Origin of the sequence: Hymenobacter humi, assembly GCF_042665855.1 — a bacterium.
Taxonomy (GTDB): Bacteria; Bacteroidota; Bacteroidia; order Cytophagales; family Hymenobacteraceae; genus Hymenobacter; species Hymenobacter humi.
Window position 1 is genome coordinate 3,912,936 of sequence record NZ_JBHTEK010000001.1, and the last position, 15,392, is coordinate 3,928,327.

At 61.2% G+C, this 15,392-nt stretch carries 17 protein-coding genes; 6 read left to right on the forward strand and 11 right to left on the reverse strand.

Features of this window, described 5'->3' with window-relative positions; all coding sequences use genetic code 11:
* Nucleotides 1-183: 183 nt before the first annotated feature.
* The 7 genes from ACFQT0_RS22015 to ACFQT0_RS22045 form a co-directional block, all read right to left on the reverse strand.
* Nucleotides 184-1,014 carry a hypothetical protein gene (locus ACFQT0_RS22015; RefSeq protein ID WP_380205224.1) on the reverse strand — a complete coding sequence of 277 codons (831 nt, stop codon included), beginning with the start codon at nt 1,012-1,014 and terminating at the stop codon, nt 184-186.
* A gap of 747 nt (nt 1,015-1,761) precedes the next feature.
* The gene (locus ACFQT0_RS22020; protein ID WP_380205225.1) at nt 1,762-1,956 is read right to left on the reverse strand and encodes a hypothetical protein; all 195 of its coding nucleotides are present in this window, start codon (nt 1,954-1,956) and stop codon (nt 1,762-1,764) included.
* A 44-nt stretch (nt 1,957-2,000) separates the two neighbouring features.
* Nucleotides 2,001-2,201, reverse strand: coding sequence for a hypothetical protein (locus ACFQT0_RS22025; protein ID WP_380205226.1), 201 nt, complete (start codon nt 2,199-2,201; stop codon nt 2,001-2,003).
* A 33-nt stretch (nt 2,202-2,234) separates the two neighbouring features.
* Nucleotides 2,235-2,777, reverse strand: coding sequence for a DUF1003 domain-containing protein (locus ACFQT0_RS22030; RefSeq protein ID WP_380205227.1), 543 nt, complete (start codon nt 2,775-2,777; stop codon nt 2,235-2,237).
* Between the two features lie 27 nt (nt 2,778-2,804).
* On the reverse strand, nt 2,805-3,473 hold the full coding sequence (locus tag ACFQT0_RS22035; protein ID WP_380205228.1) for a cyanophycinase: 669 nt from the start codon (nt 3,471-3,473) through the stop codon (nt 2,805-2,807).
* A complete protein-coding gene (locus tag ACFQT0_RS22040) occupies nt 3,418-3,651 on the reverse strand; it encodes a hypothetical protein (RefSeq protein ID WP_380205229.1) in 234 nt (77 codons plus the stop codon). Before ACFQT0_RS22040 ends, ACFQT0_RS22035 begins: the two co-directional genes overlap by 56 nt.
* Nucleotides 3,652-3,766: 115 nt before the next feature.
* A complete protein-coding gene (locus tag ACFQT0_RS22045) occupies nt 3,767-3,961 on the reverse strand; it encodes a hypothetical protein (protein ID WP_380205230.1) in 195 nt (64 codons plus the stop codon).
* Between the two features lie 410 nt (nt 3,962-4,371).
* Between ACFQT0_RS22045 and ACFQT0_RS22050 the strand changes: the two genes are divergently transcribed.
* Nucleotides 4,372-5,319: a PAS domain S-box protein gene (locus ACFQT0_RS22050; protein ID WP_380205231.1), complete on the forward strand. Its 948-nt coding sequence runs from the start codon at nt 4,372-4,374 to the stop codon at nt 5,317-5,319.
* Nucleotides 5,316-5,570 carry a sensor histidine kinase gene (locus ACFQT0_RS22055; RefSeq protein WP_380205232.1) on the forward strand — a complete coding sequence of 85 codons (255 nt, stop codon included), beginning with the start codon at nt 5,316-5,318 and terminating at the stop codon, nt 5,568-5,570. Before ACFQT0_RS22050 ends, ACFQT0_RS22055 begins: the two co-directional genes overlap by 4 nt.
* Before the next feature lie 149 nt (nt 5,571-5,719).
* On the opposite strand, the gene ACFQT0_RS22060 is transcribed toward ACFQT0_RS22055, so the two are convergent.
* Nucleotides 5,720-6,154, reverse strand: a complete 435-nt coding sequence (locus ACFQT0_RS22060; RefSeq protein ID WP_380206104.1) for a response regulator — start codon at nt 6,152-6,154, stop codon at nt 5,720-5,722.
* Here ACFQT0_RS22060 and ACFQT0_RS22065 point away from each other — a divergent pair.
* Entirely contained in the window at nt 6,056-6,298 is a 243-nt protein-coding gene (locus tag ACFQT0_RS22065; RefSeq protein WP_380206185.1) for a hypothetical protein, read from the forward strand. The genes ACFQT0_RS22060 and ACFQT0_RS22065 overlap by 99 nt on opposite strands.
* A gap of 106 nt (nt 6,299-6,404) precedes the next feature.
* Here ACFQT0_RS22065 and ACFQT0_RS22070 read toward each other — a convergent pair whose 3' ends face one another.
* Nucleotides 6,405-7,361: an alpha/beta hydrolase gene (locus tag ACFQT0_RS22070; protein WP_380205233.1), complete on the reverse strand. Its 957-nt coding sequence runs from the start codon at nt 7,359-7,361 to the stop codon at nt 6,405-6,407.
* 500 nt (nt 7,362-7,861) lie between these two features.
* Here ACFQT0_RS22070 and ACFQT0_RS22075 point away from each other — a divergent pair, with 500 nt between their 5' ends.
* From ACFQT0_RS22075 to ACFQT0_RS22085, 3 genes are all read left to right on the forward strand, one after another.
* Nucleotides 7,862-9,391 (forward strand): amidohydrolase, encoded by a 1,530-nt coding sequence (locus ACFQT0_RS22075; RefSeq protein ID WP_380205234.1) that lies wholly within the window; start codon nt 7,862-7,864, stop codon nt 9,389-9,391.
* Between the two features lie 204 nt (nt 9,392-9,595).
* On the forward strand, nt 9,596-10,717 hold the full coding sequence (locus ACFQT0_RS22080) for a mechanosensitive ion channel family protein (protein ID WP_380205235.1): 1,122 nt from the start codon (nt 9,596-9,598) through the stop codon (nt 10,715-10,717).
* A 135-nt stretch (nt 10,718-10,852) separates the two neighbouring features.
* Nucleotides 10,853-11,110, forward strand: coding sequence for a hypothetical protein (locus tag ACFQT0_RS22085; RefSeq protein WP_380205236.1), 258 nt, complete (start codon nt 10,853-10,855; stop codon nt 11,108-11,110).
* A 325-nt stretch (nt 11,111-11,435) separates the two neighbouring features.
* On the opposite strand, the gene ACFQT0_RS22090 is transcribed toward ACFQT0_RS22085, so the two are convergent.
* Together ACFQT0_RS22090 and ACFQT0_RS22095 are read right to left on the reverse strand one after the other, a co-directional pair.
* Complete coding sequence (locus ACFQT0_RS22090; RefSeq protein WP_380205237.1) at nt 11,436-11,801, reverse strand: hypothetical protein; 366 nt, start codon at nt 11,799-11,801, stop codon at nt 11,436-11,438.
* Nucleotides 11,802-11,972: 171 nt separating this feature from the next.
* Entirely contained in the window at nt 11,973-12,830 is an 858-nt protein-coding gene (locus tag ACFQT0_RS22095) for a hypothetical protein (protein ID WP_380205238.1), read from the reverse strand.
* Nucleotides 12,831-15,392: the final 2,562 nt, after the last annotated feature.

A 15,392-nucleotide genomic window follows, 5' to 3' on the forward strand; every position in this document is an offset into this window, starting at 1 on the left:
TGCCGGTAGGCATGAAAAAGCCCCGGCCATTTACGGCGCGGGGCGTGGGCAACGTTATCGATGGCGAAATTCCTCACAAGGCATCAAAGGCGTTTTGTAACGCAGCGGCGGCGGCTACCTGTCCTTGGGCAGCGTTCACGTAGCGGGCGAAACTAGCATCCGTCTTGTGTAAGCTGAACTGTTTCACCATATACGCGGGCTGGCCCACTCAAGACACGCACTAATAAATGATTTTCTTGCGCAATGCGTTGATATTACGGTGTATAGTGGGGCCGTTGGATACTTGCGCACCGTCCCGCGTTCTTCGGGCAATTTTACTTCCCTCTTCAGGGTCGGAATTGCTTCGAGGGTAGAGGTCAGTGACAATAATTCCTTGAGGTACTTATTCTGCTTGGGATTCGAGATTGCTAGCGGCGCCAAATTATAGCCGTACTTCTCCAAAATGGCCTCTGCTTGGGTGAATAGAGGGATATTGGTGCCATCAACGACCTTTTGGGTTTCCAGTCTAATGAATCCTCCTGAAATGTCGGCCCGCTGCAAACGGATGACATCGGAGTAGCGCAAGCCCGTGTAGCACTGAAGTATGAAAAGGTCTCTGACTCTTTCGAGGCGTGGGCTTTGAGATAAATCAAGCCGGTAAAGTTGAGCCATCTCCGTTGCTGTTATCGTTACTATTGCGCTACTGACTCTCATTTCGTGTATGGGAGCAACATTACTAAGGTTGACGTGAGGAGCGCCGGTAGGCGAGTTCTTCAGGAACTGCTTCAGCTTTTTCACTTGCTTGCCAAGGGTAGAGTTTTTGTAATTCTTCTCTTTCATTAGCCACATCTGCCATGCCGTAACCGCATCATTGCTGAGGGTTTCCATCTCCCAGACGGTATTCGTTTCCTCCACGTACTCACGGATGATGTTAAGCAAAGTCAGGTGCGATTTCGTTGTTAAGGGTTGCCAGTCAACCTGGGAATTGATGTAGGCGCTCAGGGCTTGCGTTACCGGCGTGAGAAGGGGTGCCACAGTATCCGATGTACTCGGGCTAGCTTTTTCTACCCGAATAGCTCCCAATTCATTGCAACTGGGCCAACGCCCGTTAAGACTGTGGAAGTCCCTGAGAGCAGCGTTAACATCGTCAAGAAGGGTCGTAAGATTTTTGTTATCTCTTTCCACATCAAGGGTACCGTTGGCTTTGATGCGCTTGGCACCGCTATCCCAATACTTTTCTAATATTTTCAGGCCCGTGGGGATGCGTTTGAATTTGTCAGCGTGCCGATACTCAACATAGAGGGTGACAATTATCTTTTTTTCTTATTGTCCCTACTGTGCTTATCGTCGTCTACTTTTTTAGGGTTGCGGGCCACTAGTTGTGCTTTCATGTTGGGAACATATGTGAACGATACTACAATAACGCTTCTTAGTATCGAATTAGTATCGGAAAGGGGAGGAAAGCACGCGTACGGGGGCAACTAAATGACAGAAAAAATGTCTTAATTCGCCTTAAACAGTGTTTTTAGAGCATTTTAGGGTATATCTAAGGTAAGTCGAACTAGTCCCCTACGGACTACAAGAAAGCCCATTTCCAGCTCGGAAATGGGCTTTTTGCTTTTCTGTCGGACACAATATCGGACAGTATTGAAAGACCGGGGTGGTTAGCGGATATTTTTGCTGGTCTGGCCCTGGCCGCCTCGGAGACTTCACAAGGCGTCCGAAAGAGCTATGCAAAGTGGGGGAAGGCGGCTTTAACTATACTCGAGCTAGGCTCCAGCCCTACCGTGTATTTAGGGCACAGGAAACGTCTTTCTCGGGAAGGTGGGTGTACTGGCAGAACCCGGCCAACGAGAAGTAGACCCGGGCGGGCTTGTTGAGTTCAGCGCGGATGCGCTGCAGCAGGACCTTGGCCGGGCCGTATTTGGTGCCGGTGAGCTGAGCTGCTTCTTTGGGGCAGATGCACACCTGGGGCATAATGGGACCGATTGGGATGAAAGTGGCAGACGAGTATGCAACGGCTAAAACCCGCCCGTCCGTTCGTTCCATGACAAGCAAGCGGTTGATTCTGGTACTGAGTTGGAAGGCGTTGGCAGGGCTGCTGGCGTGGCCCAACCTGGCCGGCCGGCCTTGCAGGAAACCGCCACGGCCACCTGCCTTTTGTCGGGGTGCGTGGCCCGGATGGATTGGCTCAGGCCCGCGCCGGCGACTGCTTCCAGCACCTGGCCTGCGCCGCGGCGCCGGTCAAGGCCGGGCTAAACCGGGGAGCTGACTTGCTCGTGGTGCTCAATGGTGTCGAGCACCTGCTCGGGCCGGACGTCCCGGGCGAGCTCGGCTATTTCCGGGTCGTGTCCTTCCCGGATGCCGAGCTTTTTGGCCATTTCCGCCACCAGCGTGACAAGGCGGGTGATTTCGTGCTCGCTGAGGAGGCTGACCTGCAGGTTGAGCTCGGCGCGTTTGTCGGCCTGCGCCGACATGCGGTTTTGGCTGATGAGCACGAACGTGGAGAGGAAAATGGCCTCGACGGAGGCAAACATGGCCAGCACCACGAAGCTGGGGTCGAACGGTTTCAGGCCGAGCCAGCCGGCGTTCCAAATAATCCAGCCGCCGAACAAAGCCAGGTGAATGAACACAAAGGTCAGGCTGCCGGCAAAGGTGGTGACGGCATCGGCGAGGCGCTCCTGCCAGGTGCGGCGGGCTTCCTCGGCCTGCCGGCGCGTGAGCAATTCCTGGATGTTGCGCTCGACAATCCGGGCCATTACCGGGGCCGAAGCCGGTGGAAGGGGGCGTGGACTCATGCGGAGGGGCGAGGAAGGGAAAAACGTCTACTGCCCGTTGGCCATGGGGCCGGGCATGGTGTAGCGTTCGCCGCGGGAGAGCAGGTGCACGCGCAGGTCGCGGATGGAGAACACCTCGCCGGGCTTGACTTGCGGCAGGGTGTTGCCGGTGCAGTTCAGGCCGTCGACGAGCACGACGATGCCGTTGCCGAGCACTTCGAAATCGCGGCCCGCGGTGACGAGCACGGCCGTGTCTTCCTCGAGGCCGATGCCCAGGCACCCGGGGTTGGCGGCGATAATCTGGGCCATGCGCACGATGCGCCCGCGGGTCACGAAGTGGGTGTCGATGGCCGTGTCGGGCAGCAGGCGCAGGCCGGCGGAGAGGTGAATCTCGTCTTTCCGAAAGCCGGCGTCGTTGCGGCCCTGGTAAATCATGGCCGTGGACATGGCCGCGGCGCCCGCGCTGGTGCCGGCAATAACGAACGGCTCGCGCTCGTAGCGCTCGCGCAGGCGCAACAGGAACTGGGTGCCGCCGAGCAGGGCCGTGAGGCGGAGCTGGTCGCCGCCGGTGAACATGACGCCGCTGGCGCGGTCGAGCAAAGCCAACACTTCCGGGCTATTGGCCTGCTCGCGATTCTGGACGTCGAGCACTTCGACGTGCTTAACGCCGAGGCCGGTGAACAGCTCCACGTACTCCCGGGCGGCCTCTTCGGGCACTTCGGAGGCGGTGGGGATGACCAGTACGGTGTTTTTGGAGGCCAGGCTCGTCGACGAAGCGCTGGAGAATGAAGTCGGGGGCCTGCTCGGGGGCGTCGCCTTCTTCGGGCTTTTGGCGCTGCTCGTGGCCGCCGATGAGCAGCAGGCGGCCTTTGGGATGAGGGGTGCGGGAGGGCATGTAAGGCAAAAAGGGGGAAACATAAAGGGAAACACGGCACCCGGGCGCTGCTTTCCGCACAGCAGCGCAGGGGCGCGGCGCACCTACTGGGAAGGCGCTTCTGGTGGCGCGGCTGCTACAGACGGGGACGCCCGAACTCCAGGAGGTGCGGGGCCTGGGGGCTGGGGGCCGGCTGGGGCAGGTAGTCGTGGTCTTGTTCTCCGCGCAGCCCGCCGAAGGTGGCGTAAGCCGCGTTGTCGCGCCGGGTTTTCTTCACGATTCGGGGGTCGGCCTGCCGCAGTGGGCGGTCGGCAGTCGGGGTGGTTTTCATAACTCAGAAAGGACGGGGAAACGCCACCGGCAGGCTGCCGGGGCGGTGGCGTTTAAACGCCAATTGTCCAGGTTGAGATGAGTAAAACGGCCTTTTGGCTCAATTTACGTACTTGCAACACGCGGCTAACGGGAAGTACGCAGACTGTTTGCGGTAAATCCCGAGCCAGAACCGGGGCTGGCAGGCCTTGCGGGAGCCCGTTCGGCAAGGGCGCAGACCGTCGGGCTCATCGGAATGTAAAATAGTAATGCGCCGGCTCAGCCCAACAGTAGGCGGTGCAGGCAACACACTCAAAATTGGTTAGGTGGATAAGCTGGCGAGGCCCCGCGACAGTTTTTTCGGCATAAACCGCAACGGGCAGTAATACGTACTTTGCCCCTCCCCTTCTTGGCCTCCGGCTGAGTCCCGCTATGAAACTCCCTACCAAGCCGCTTTCCCTGCAAGCGCAAAACGCGGCCCTGCGCGAAGAAAACCGGCAGCTGCGCGCCGGCCAGGCGGTGGCGCGGGCGCAGCAGGCCGAATCCGACGAAGAGGAGCTGCGGGAAGCCCGGTTCCATTCCGTGTTTGAAAACTCGCCGTTCGGGCAGAAAATCATTACCTCGGACCTGGTTATCCGGCAGGCCAACCGGGCGGTAGTGGACATGCTGGGCGTGGCCGGCCTCCAGGACGTGGTGGGCCACCAAATCAAAGAGTTTGCCCACCCCGACCACCGCGAGGACTGGCAATTCCTGCAGGAGCGGCTGTGGGCCCACAAGCTGCCGCACTTCACGCTGGAAACCTGCCTGATGCGCCCCGACGGCTCTTCGTTCTGGTGCCAGGTCACGTCCATCCGCTTCCCCGACGGGGACCAGGAGCTGGGCTACACGCTGCTGGAAGACATCAGCGAGCGCAAGGCCCTGGAAATTTCCCTCAAGCGCCTATACGACGCGCAGGAAACCATCCTGCACCTGGTGACGCACGATTTGAAAGCGCCCATTGGCCACATCCAGCTGGTCACCGACCTGCTGCAACGGCAGGTGGACGCGGCCACCTGCCGTTGCAGACAACGCGCCGGATACCACGCACTACCTGGCCCTCATCCGCCAGGCCTGTGCTACCGCCACCAATCTGCTCCAGGACGTGCTGTTTCTGGGCTCGCTCGACGCGGCCCACTTAAAAAGCAGCCCACCGACCTCAACGCCTTACTGGAATCCCGGCTGGCACCCCATCAACTGGCGGCCCACGGCAAAGGGCTGACGCTGCAGCTGGAGGTGCCCGCGCATACCGTGCACGCCAACCTGAACGCCGACGTCTTCGGGCGGGTGGTGGACAACCTGGTGAGCAATGCCCTGAAGTTTACCCCGGCCGGGGGCACGTGACGGTGGGGCTGCGGGAAACGGAGGGACGGGTGCTGCTCACGGTGCAGGACACCGGCATTGGCATTCCCGAGGCGTTGCGGGCCGAGCTGTTTGAGAAGTTCAGCGCCTCGGCCCGCGCGGGCTTGGGAGGCGAGGCCAGCACCGGGCTGGGGCTGTTCATCACCAAGCAGATTGTGCGGCTGCACCGCGGCAAGATGTGGGTGGAAAGCCAGGAGGGCGAAGGGACCTGCTTTTTTGTGGAGTTGAGCTGAGCGGCCGGAAGGTTACCGTGCCGTGTGCTTGAGAAGCTCCGACCGCACCCTGGCAGCTTCCAGCAAGGAGTTGGCAGGGTCGGACTATCCCGAAACGAGCGGAGCATCCGGTTGGCTCGTTTACCTACTGCAAGTGCTTTAGCAAGCCCCTACGTGGTGGGAAAGCGGCGCTGAAAGTGCAGCTTGAGGATGGTGTCGAGCTTTTCCTTGGTGAGGGGCTTGCTGACCAGGCCGGCGATGGGCAGGGAGTCGATGCGGCCCAGGTCGACGGAGCTCATGGACGCGGTGTGCAGGACGATGACCACGGCCTGTTGCCGGTCCGCGGGCAGGCGCTGGTAGGCATCGACGAAGGCCATGCCGTCCATGCCGGGCATCTTCACATCGAGCAGCACCAGCACCGGGCTGCTGGGCTGGGCCTCCGCGGCGAGGTCTTCCAGGGCCTCGGACCGCGCCGCTGCCGGCGGCCGTGGCCCTGAACCTGGACGATGTCGCGGCCCTGCGCGCCGTCCGCGCCCGGCTTTTCGGGCGGGGCCGGACCGGCCCCGCCCGCGCTGGACATCGACGCCAGTCGCTTGAAGTGCCAGCGCACGCTCGGGGTGAGCCACGTCGTGTCAGAGCTGCTTCTACTGCACCGAGCCGGGGCCAGTGTCTGGCTGCGCCACGTCAACGGCCCCTTGCGGCGCTGCCTGCACCTGCTGCGCCTCGACGGCCTGTTCCACCTGACCTAGGGGTACGAATGCCCGGGAACTGTGGCCGTAGTATAGAATGCCAGCGCCCAACTTCTCCTAAAACCCAAACAAGCGCGCCAGCGGGTGCGCTTGTTTCTTTTCTGCCTCACCCCAGCGTAGCGGAAAGCCAGGCAAACAGCTCCTGGTACACCATCTCGCGCACGGGCTGAGGCGAGAGCATGAGGTCGTGCATACCCCCGGCAACGGCCCGGACCGTGACGCGGGACCCGAGCCGGGGAGCCAGCGTCCGGATGTCGCGCACGTTCAGCACCCCGTCGGCGCGGAAGTAGTCTTCGCTCCAGCCGCGGGCCTGCACGGTGCGGTCCGAATGCATGACCAGGATGGGCAACCGCAGGCCCAGCCCTTCCCGAACGCGCCGATGGCCCTCGTAAATGGCCCGCACCCAGCCAATGGTAATGGGAAACACCGCGACGGGCTTCCAGGGCAGGTGGTACTCCCATTCGCCCCGGTGCTGCCGGTGCAGGCTTTCGCCGTAAGTGGTGGCCAGGTTGCCCGGGATTTTCAGATTGGGGGCAAACCGGCCCACCGCCGCGGCCATCGGTAGCGCCAGGTGTTTGGCGGCCCGGGGCAGGTGCATGGCCAGAAACGGGCTGTTGAGAAACAGCGCCGACAAGACGCCCCGGTTTTCGCCTTCTTGTGCGTAGAGCACTGAAACCAGGCCGCCGGTGGAGTGGGCACTCAGCAGCACGGTGTCGTGCCCCTCGGCCTTTATGACGGCCAGGGCCGCGTCCAGGTCGGCGAAGTACTCGCGCAGGTGGCGCACGTTGTTGGGGTGCTGGTGGGGCTGCCAGGAGCGGCCGTATTTGCGCAGGTCGAGAGCGTAGAAATGGTAGCCGTGCTGCTGGTAGCGCTGGGCCATTTCGCGCTGAAAGAAGTAGTCGTTGAACCCGTGCACGTACAGCACGGCCCGGGCCGATGGGCCCGTGGGCCGAAGCCGCACCAGCGTGCTGTGCACCGGCCCTTCGTAGTCGGCCGGCTGCGGCAGCACCCGTTGCTCAAAGTCGGGGCCGAGAACATCGGGCTGATAGGAAGTAGACATCATAATTTAAATCAAGAAAACGACCTTGTAACGGCGAATGCGGGTAGTTGGCTGCTCTGGTTTGCTACGCACAGGCTGCCCGGCAGGCTACATACCCGTTATTCCCGGCACCGGCATTTATCAAAAAATGTCGTTGTAAACCGTCGTATAGCGTGGTTTCGGAGCCGGCGTACAGGTTAGGCCTCACCCCTGCCGGGCACGGCCCCGGCGCGATTGTAGCGCGGACTTTGTAGTCCGCGTCTCCGAACGATACCTGGACGGCGCGGGGACGCGGACTACAGAGTCCGCGCTACAATCGTCAGGCCCCCATCTCCACCGGCTTCGCGCATCAAGCGAACCGGGGCCGTGCCCGGCAGGGGTAAGACCAATCGAGGACACGGACCACGAAACCGCAATCACTTCGTGATGAGCAAATCCACCAGGGCATGGCCGGGCAGGCAAATGCTGCTATTTTCGCCCAGCCTGAACCAGCAAATGACTGCTGGGTTCCAATTGCTTGCCTTATGAAGAAGACTACTTACTCGCTGCTCTGCCTTTTGAGCGCCGGGCTGCTGGCCGCCGGGCCTGCCCTGGCGCCAATCCAGAGCGCTGAGGTCGAGGCCGTGAAGGCCCAGGCCGTAAAGGACTTGGAAGGACGCTACGCCGATTATAAGAAGGTGGCGCTCAGCATCTGGGGCTTTGCCGAAGTGGGATACAAAGAAACCAAAAGCTCGGCCCTGCTGCAGAAGACGCTGCGCGACAACGGCTTTACGGTGCAGGCCGGCGTGGCCGATATTCCCACCGCTTTTGTGGCCACGTACGGCAGCGGCAAGCCCGTGATTGGCATTCTGGCCGAGTATGATGCCTTGCCGGGGCTCTCGCAGCAGGCCAGCGCCGAGAAAAAGCCCGTGGCGGGCCTCGACGCGGGCCACGGCTGCGGCCACAACCTCTTCGGCACGGCCAGCGTGGCGGCCGGAATTGAGCTAAAAAAGCTGATTAAAGAAGGCAAGTTCAAGGGCACCGTGAAGGTGTATGGCTCGCCGGCTGAAGAAGGCGGCAGCGGCAAGGTGTACCTGGTGCGGGCCGGCCTGTTTAAGGGCGTGGACGCCGTGGTGCACTGGCACCCCAGCAACCAGAACACGTCCATGATGGCCAGCTACATCGCCAACACCTCGGCCAAGTTCCGCTTCCACGGCATCGCCTCGCACGCGGCGGCCTCGCCCCAGCGCGGGCGCAGCGCCCTCGACGGCGTAGAAGCCCTGGACCACATGGTGAATATGATGCGCGAGCACGTGCCCCAGGAAACGCGCATTCACTACGTCATCACCGACGGCGGCAAGGCCCCCAACGTGGTGCCCGACTTCGCCGAAGTGTACTACTACGTGCGCCACCCCAACCGCGACAACGTGAAGGACGTGTTTGCCCGCGTGGTAAAAGCGGCCGAAGGCGCGGCCCTGGGCACGGGCACCACCATGGACTACGAAATCATCGGCGGCACCCACGAGCCTGCTGCTCAACGAAACCCTGGCCCGCGCGCTGCAAGTGAACCTGGAGCGGGTGGGCGGCGTGAGCTACACGCCGGAGGAAACCGCGTTTGGCAAACAGATTCAGGCCACGCTGGGCTTTGCGGCGCCCGCGGTGGAGGCCGCCGGCAGCATCGCACCCTTTGCGCTCCGCGACGGCGGCGGCAGCTCCGACGTGGGCGACGTGAGCTACGTGGTGCCCACCGTGGGCCTGACGGCCGCCACCTGGATTCCGGGCACGCCGGCCCACAGCTGGCAGGCCGTGGCCTGCAGCGGCCAGGAAGTGGGCACCAAGGGCATGATGGTGGCCGCCAAAACCATGACCCTCACGGCCATCGACCTGTTTACCAACCCCGAGCCTGCTGGCCAAAGCCACCGCCGAGTTTAAGCAGGACGTGGGCGATTATATCTACAAGCCTCTGCTCGGAGACCGCAAACCCGCGCTCAACTACCGCGACTAGCAGCTCCAAGGCCGCGATTTTCATAAGCCAACCGCTCAGGAGCTGGCTCAATCAACTGAATCAGGGTTGATTGAGCCAGCTCCTGGCGCTTTTAGCCAACAGTAACTGCTCAAACGCCAACGGCCCCGGGACCGCCGCGCCAGCATCACCGGTTTTCAGCCCAGGTTCGCGGCTCACGTGGCACCGCCGGGCCGGACGGCTTAACGAGCCAACCTTTCCGCTGGCGCCGGGGTACACCTCGCAGGACCGGAGGAAGCAAAACCGCCGGCGGAGCATGCAAGAAGACCTTATTCATCAAGAAGACATTCATCATTGGGTGAGCCACTTCCCCGACGCGCTGGTGACGCTGGGCGTGGTGGCCGGCAGCATCGTGGGCGGGCTGGCACTAAGGTTTGCGCTGGCCTCTGTGCTGGGGGCTTACCAGCGGCGGCGGCCTTCGCCCCTGCTGGCCTCGGTGCGCAAGCACCTGAGCCTGCCCGTGGCGTACTTCTTCCCCGTGCTGCTGCTCTCGATACTGCTGCCGCTGGTGCCGCTGCCGGCCGGCCCGTTTGAGCTGCTGCGGCGCGTGGTGGAAATTGCCTTCATCGCCAGCTTCGCCTGGGGGCTGATGCGCGCCGTGGAGGTGGCCGAAGACCTGGTGCTGCAGCACTACTCGCTGTCGCAGCCCGATAACCTGCAGGTGCGTAAGCTGTTCACGCAGCTGCAGTTTGTGAAGAAGGTCGTGGTTTCGCTGATATTCTTCGTCGCGGCGGCCTTTGTGCTCATGAGTTTTGCCACGGTGCGCCGCATCGGCACCGGCCTGCTCACCTCGGCCGGCATTGCCAGCGTCATCATCGGTTTTGCAGCCCAACGCTCGCTGAGCAACCTGCTGGCGGGCTTCCAGCTGGCGTTTACCCAGCCGCTGCGCATCGACGACGTGCTGGTGGTGGAAGGCGAATGGGGGCGCGTGGAGGAAATCACCTTCACCAACGTGGTGCTCGCGCTCTGGGACGAGCGCCGGCTGGTACTGCCGCTCAATTACTTTATCGAAAAGCCGTTTCAGAACTGGACGCGCAACAGCGCCCAAATCACGGGCACGGTGCACCTGCAGGCCGATTATACGGTACCGGTGCCGGCGGTGCGGGCCGAGCTCCAGCGCATTGTGGAGGCCCACCCGCTCTGGGACCAGCGCGTGTGCGTGCTGCACGTCACCGACGCGAAGGAACGCACGCTGGAACTGCGGGCCCTGGTGAGCGCCGCCGACGCCAGCTCGGTGTGGGAGCTGCGGTGCGCCGTGCGCGAGCAGGCGGTGGCCTTTTTGCAGCGCGACTACCCCGGCAGTCTGCCCCTCACCCGCGCGGTGCTGGCCGGGACGGCGGCCGGTTTCAGCTCCACGGCAGGCCCTGAGGTAGCCTGAGCAGCAATGAGTAGCCCGCAAATCGGGCTTTCGGCGGCAACACGGCGGCGCATAAAGGAGAAATATTTTGGGCTCAAAAGCCAACCCGGGCGCAAAAATCAGCCGTAGAATCGCCGTACCATTTTATTTCCGCCCATGCCCCTGCACCACGAACTGGACAAGAAATTGAGCAGAACGTTTGAGCCTTCCACCAGCATCGACGACGTTTTTAAGGGTTACGACATCACCTTCGTCACCAATGAGCACGGCGAACCGGTAACGTTGTTTTTCGGCAAGCGCCGTCCCGACGGCCTCATCGCCGGCGAGCGCTACACCCGCACCATCAAGCGCCAACCCAACAGCCTGGAAGTGAAGTCCAGCCACTGGGACCTGCGTGGCAAAATCATGCGCTGAAACTCGCTAATAGGTTATTCCCTGGCCGGTAATGCTTACCAGCACAGACGCCTAGAGGAACGATGTTCCGGTAGTGCGTCTGTGGTGGCAGTTGGGGAAGCCAGGGGCAGTGATATTCACCGGTGCCATTTTCCCCAGTTCATCGCTACCCGTCTTGCGTGGATAACGATGGGCTCACTTTTTTACGGCCCAAAAACTACCTTGGCGATGCCATAAATACGGAAATCAACCTACGGTTAATTGGTATTCAGCCTCGCTATAAACCGGGCCCGAGCCACGATTTACTGATAATCAGCGGCCGCGATACCGTTGATTATCAAAGACATTAACTGATGGGCGACAGCTGCCAGAGCTGCCCGTTGCCTTCGGGCAGGCGGCGGAGGCGGTGGTAGCCGCTGAGCCAGTGCCCGCTGAAATTGAGCTGCAGCAGGCCCTGCGCCATCTTGCGGCGCAGGTCGGCGGGCGTGCCGTCGCGGCTAGGCACCTGCCGCACGGGGCCGCTCTCTACGCAGGCGTGGGCCTCGGGGGCAAGGGCGGCAGGCAGCAGCCACAGCAAGACGTGCTTTTTGCTGAGCTGCTTTAGCGGCAAGGGGATTACCCAGCTGGCTACGCAGCCTTTTTCATCTTCCAAAGACAACTGGTGGTACGTGGGAGGCTCCGGCGAGCGGCTCACGCAAAAGGTAGGCGCCATCAGGGGCGGTTCGGCGGCCCCAGGCGCAACGGCGGGATGCGCAGGTTTCATACGGCATGGCAATGATTATTAGGCCCTTTAACGAAGCTGAGCTTAGCCATAGCGGGAAAATAAACACTGGTTTTAGGACCAACTTGTTCCGTATTTCTACTCAAGAAGCCCGTCCGCCGGCTACTTGGCAGTGGCCTGGTAGAGGCGCCCTTGCTCGTTGCTCACCACAAAGGTGGAGTCGTTGAGAAAGACGAGGGCTTCGGCCTGGCCGGTGGTGGGCAGCGCGCGAAAGCTTTTGGGAGCATCGAACAGCCGCCGGCCGGGCTGCCGGGCAAACAAAAACACGCCCCCGTAGCCCAACAGGGCCACCGTGCGCCCGTCGGGGCTGATGTCGGCCGAGGTAATGGGCCGGTTGAGCCGGATGCTGTCGAGCAGCGTGGCCACGTGCCGGCCGGGGCGGGCGGGCACGGCGTAGTGCTTCACCCACTGCTGCAGGCTGCGGTCTTTGCTGAACAGGTGCAGGGTGTCCTGGTACCAGAAAAAGGCCTCGCAATCGAAATTGCGGCGCTTCCGGGCCGGTGGAAAAGCCCGCTGGTCGGGGTAGCGGAAGGCAATGGTGTCGACCACGGGCCGGCCGTCGTGTAAGCCGATGCGGTAGATGGCCAGGTCCCGGCGCTGGTTGGCGTTGTTGCCGAAGTCGCCGATGTAAAGGCGCCCGGCGCGGTCCTGGGCGAGGTCTTCCCAGTCGGTATTGGGCAGGGGCGCCAGGTCGAGCGTGCGCCGGATGGTGCCGGGCAGCTCTATAAGCGTGAGGCGGGCGGGGGTGCCAGCGTCGCCGTGGTTCCACAAGCCGCGCCGGGAACCGGCCCGGGCCAGGCCCGAGCTTTCGCGCAGGGCGTGGGGCAGGCGGCCCACCCGGTGCACGCGGTAGGCCGCGTGCCGAAAGCGGCCCCGCCCGTGGTTGGCCGGCGCCCCGATGAGCACCGCGTGCACAAACACCACCAGCGGAAACAGCGCATCGCGCAGCAGATACAGCATAGAATGAACGCACCGAAAGTATAGGTGAGTACCAAGCCGGCGCGCAGACTAGCATACGAAACCAAGGAAGCCGGAGCCAGTTTGCCCCCTAGCCTGGGCTTGGCTGAATCCGCCAATTCATCTTCCGCCCTGCAACAACCAAGCACTGTGTGGTATTAGCTAGGCGCTAATCTTGAGCTAAATCCTTTGCGGATCAAATATTTGCGCCGTCTATACTGGTCAGCGCAAGGTTGAGCTATCCAACTCAATCCCCTAAATTATACCATTTACTGAGGAGCGCATTTTAGGACAGCTCGTCCGTAAGAGAGTAGCACTTTGGAGGTGCCGCCCGCCTGTTTTGCATTCCTATTTCCATTTGGCTTCTGCTAACCTGGGCACTAGCGCCACTTGAGAACGGCTCAACCGTTCTGGCCGACAAGCCGAAAAAAACAGGTGCAAAATTTTGGCCTACGCTTTCGGTCTATTTAGGTTACACAAATGGAAAAAATTATAGTACGGGGCTAATAGGCCGTACAAAATCCAATTAGCAGGCTATAGTACTAGTATTCAGACATTAAAACTCCTATTTCCGGGCAAAAAAAGGTTCCTACGCTCCTGCTTACGACCTCCTCCGCTGTAAGAGGATATGATTACTTATATGATTGATTTTTACTGATATGAGGCCTTGTTTTCAGGCCTTTACCCAATGGCGGGTTTCGGTTTCCCGATTTGAGCAAGTACATTTGTTAAAGTTGATAGGAATTGTACGTTGCTAATACAATACGCCTTTCAATTATTAATTATTTTTCTCACAAAGTACAATTTACTCTTGAGACGCTTTCTTTCAATCCTCGTCCTATTAATAAGCCAGTCTGCATTTTACGCTTATGCTCAAGCCCCTACTCGCACTGCAAAAGACTATATCCGTCCGTATATAGAACCTTTCCAATACGGTATCAATCTTGGATATTATAGTTCTGCCTGGAACGACGAAGCGCTGGCCAAAGCAGGCCAAACCTTAGGGGTGCACTCGGTACGCCCCACCCTGCCCGAAAGCTTCCTGGAGCAGTGGGGCTACGGCATCCGGGCCAACACCTTCAGCGCCTACTTGAACACCTACGGCATGAAGGAGCTCACCGTCTTTTGGAGAGCCCCACGCCCGCGCACCGCGACCCAAACACCTACGGCAGCCGGCAGTCGAAGCTGTTCGCCAACCTGTACGAGCCCATCTGGAACGGCGACGGCTCCGTGAACCAGAACAACTACTTTGCTTACTACCTCTATAAGATGCAGCTCACTTACGGCGACAAAGTGCGCTTCTGGGAGATTGTAAACGAACCCGACTTCACCAACGGCGCCAGCCAGGATGCTTGGCTGACCCGTCCGCCAGCTCCGGACGAAGTGCCCAACCTGCAGGCCCCCATCTTCCACTATGTGCGCATGCTGCGCATCGGCTACGAAGTGCTGAAGAAGTACCGTCCCGATACGTACATCACCACGGGTGGCGTAGGCTACCCCCAGTTTGTGGACGCCCTGCTGCGCTACACCGACAACCCCGACGGTGGCGCCGTAACGGCCCAGTACCCGCACACCGCCGGCGCCTACCTCGACGCGCTGAGCTTCCACAGCTACCCCAACTACTCCCTGCACTACTGGGATACCCCCAACAACAGCTTCCGCTACACCCGCACGTCGGACTACGCCGTGGACCAGATGATTAAGGAGCGCCAGGACATGGAGAACGTGCTGACCAAGTACGGCTACGGCACGACTTACCCGGCCAAGAACCTCATCATGTCGGAAACCAACGTGTCGCGCCGCACCTCGGAAGACCGTACCTCCACCGACGAGTACCAGCGCAACTTCGGCATCAAAGCCCTGGTTTTGGCCCAGAAGAGCCACATCAAGCAGTTCTACCTCTACAGCCTGGGCGAGGGTGTAGACGCTCCCGCCCCCGGCACGTCGGTATCGGGTTCGGACGAAATTGCCCTCATGGGCTTGTATGAGAACCTCACCCGCGACGCCCCTGGCAGCGAGAAACCAACCGACCAAGGCCGCGGCTTCGCCACCACTTCGAAGTTGCTCTACGGCTGGAACTACGACGACGCCCGCACCGCCGGCATGGCCTTGCCTGCTGGCGTGAACGGCGCCGCCTTCAGCAAAAACGGCACCTATAGCTACGTACTGTGGGCCAAAGCCCTCACCGACAACACGGAGGCAGCCAACGCTACCTACTCCTTCCCTTCGGCCTGGAACCTGAGCGGCCTGAATCGCTACGAGTGGAACTTCGCCAACACCGCTGCCAAAACCACTGTTTCGGCTCAAAACATTGCCCTCACGGCCTCGCCCCTCTTCTTCAGCGAAACCGGAGGTAGCGTAGTAGTGGCTCCGGCCCCTGCTCCCGCCCCGGCCCCTGCGCCCGCTCCAGCCCCCGCACCTGCCCCGGCACCGGCACCGGCTCCGACCGCCCCAACGGCGTGCTCGGGCACGGGCAGCCTCTCGCGTGAGCAGTGGGACAACGTCTCGGCCACCGGCATCGCCGCCCTGCCCCTGGGCAGCGCCCCGACCAGCAGCAGCACCGTC

Bases quoted from the DNA above. Each gene is read 5' to 3' on its own strand.
- ACFQT0_RS22075 (WP_380205234.1), top strand. From the start codon at position 7,862: ATGAAGAAGACTACTTACTCGCTGCTCTGCCTTTTGAGCGCCGGGCTG.
- ACFQT0_RS22030 (WP_380205227.1), bottom strand. From the start codon at position 2,777: ATGAGTCCACGCCCCCTTCCACCGGCTTCGGCCCCGGTAATGGCCCGG.
- ACFQT0_RS22070 (WP_380205233.1), bottom strand. From the start codon at position 7,361: ATGATGTCTACTTCCTATCAGCCCGATGTTCTCGGCCCCGACTTTGAG.
- ACFQT0_RS22065 (WP_380206185.1), top strand. From the start codon at position 6,056: ATGTCGCGGCCCTGCGCGCCGTCCGCGCCCGGCTTTTCGGGCGGGGCC.
- ACFQT0_RS22080 (WP_380205235.1), top strand. From the start codon at position 9,596: ATGCAAGAAGACCTTATTCATCAAGAAGACATTCATCATTGGGTGAGC.
- ACFQT0_RS22090 (WP_380205237.1), bottom strand. From the start codon at position 11,801: ATGGCGCCTACCTTTTGCGTGAGCCGCTCGCCGGAGCCTCCCACGTAC.
- ACFQT0_RS22040 (WP_380205229.1), bottom strand. From the start codon at position 3,651: ATGCCCTCCCGCACCCCTCATCCCAAAGGCCGCCTGCTGCTCATCGGC.
- ACFQT0_RS22045 (WP_380205230.1), bottom strand. From the start codon at position 3,961: ATGAAAACCACCCCGACTGCCGACCGCCCACTGCGGCAGGCCGACCCC.
- ACFQT0_RS22020 (WP_380205225.1), bottom strand. From the start codon at position 1,956: ATGCCCCAGGTGTGCATCTGCCCCAAAGAAGCAGCTCAGCTCACCGGC.
- ACFQT0_RS22050 (WP_380205231.1), top strand. From the start codon at position 4,372: ATGAAACTCCCTACCAAGCCGCTTTCCCTGCAAGCGCAAAACGCGGCC.
- ACFQT0_RS22095 (WP_380205238.1), bottom strand. From the start codon at position 12,830: ATGCTGTATCTGCTGCGCGATGCGCTGTTTCCGCTGGTGGTGTTTGTG.
- ACFQT0_RS22085 (WP_380205236.1), top strand. From the start codon at position 10,853: ATGCCCCTGCACCACGAACTGGACAAGAAATTGAGCAGAACGTTTGAG.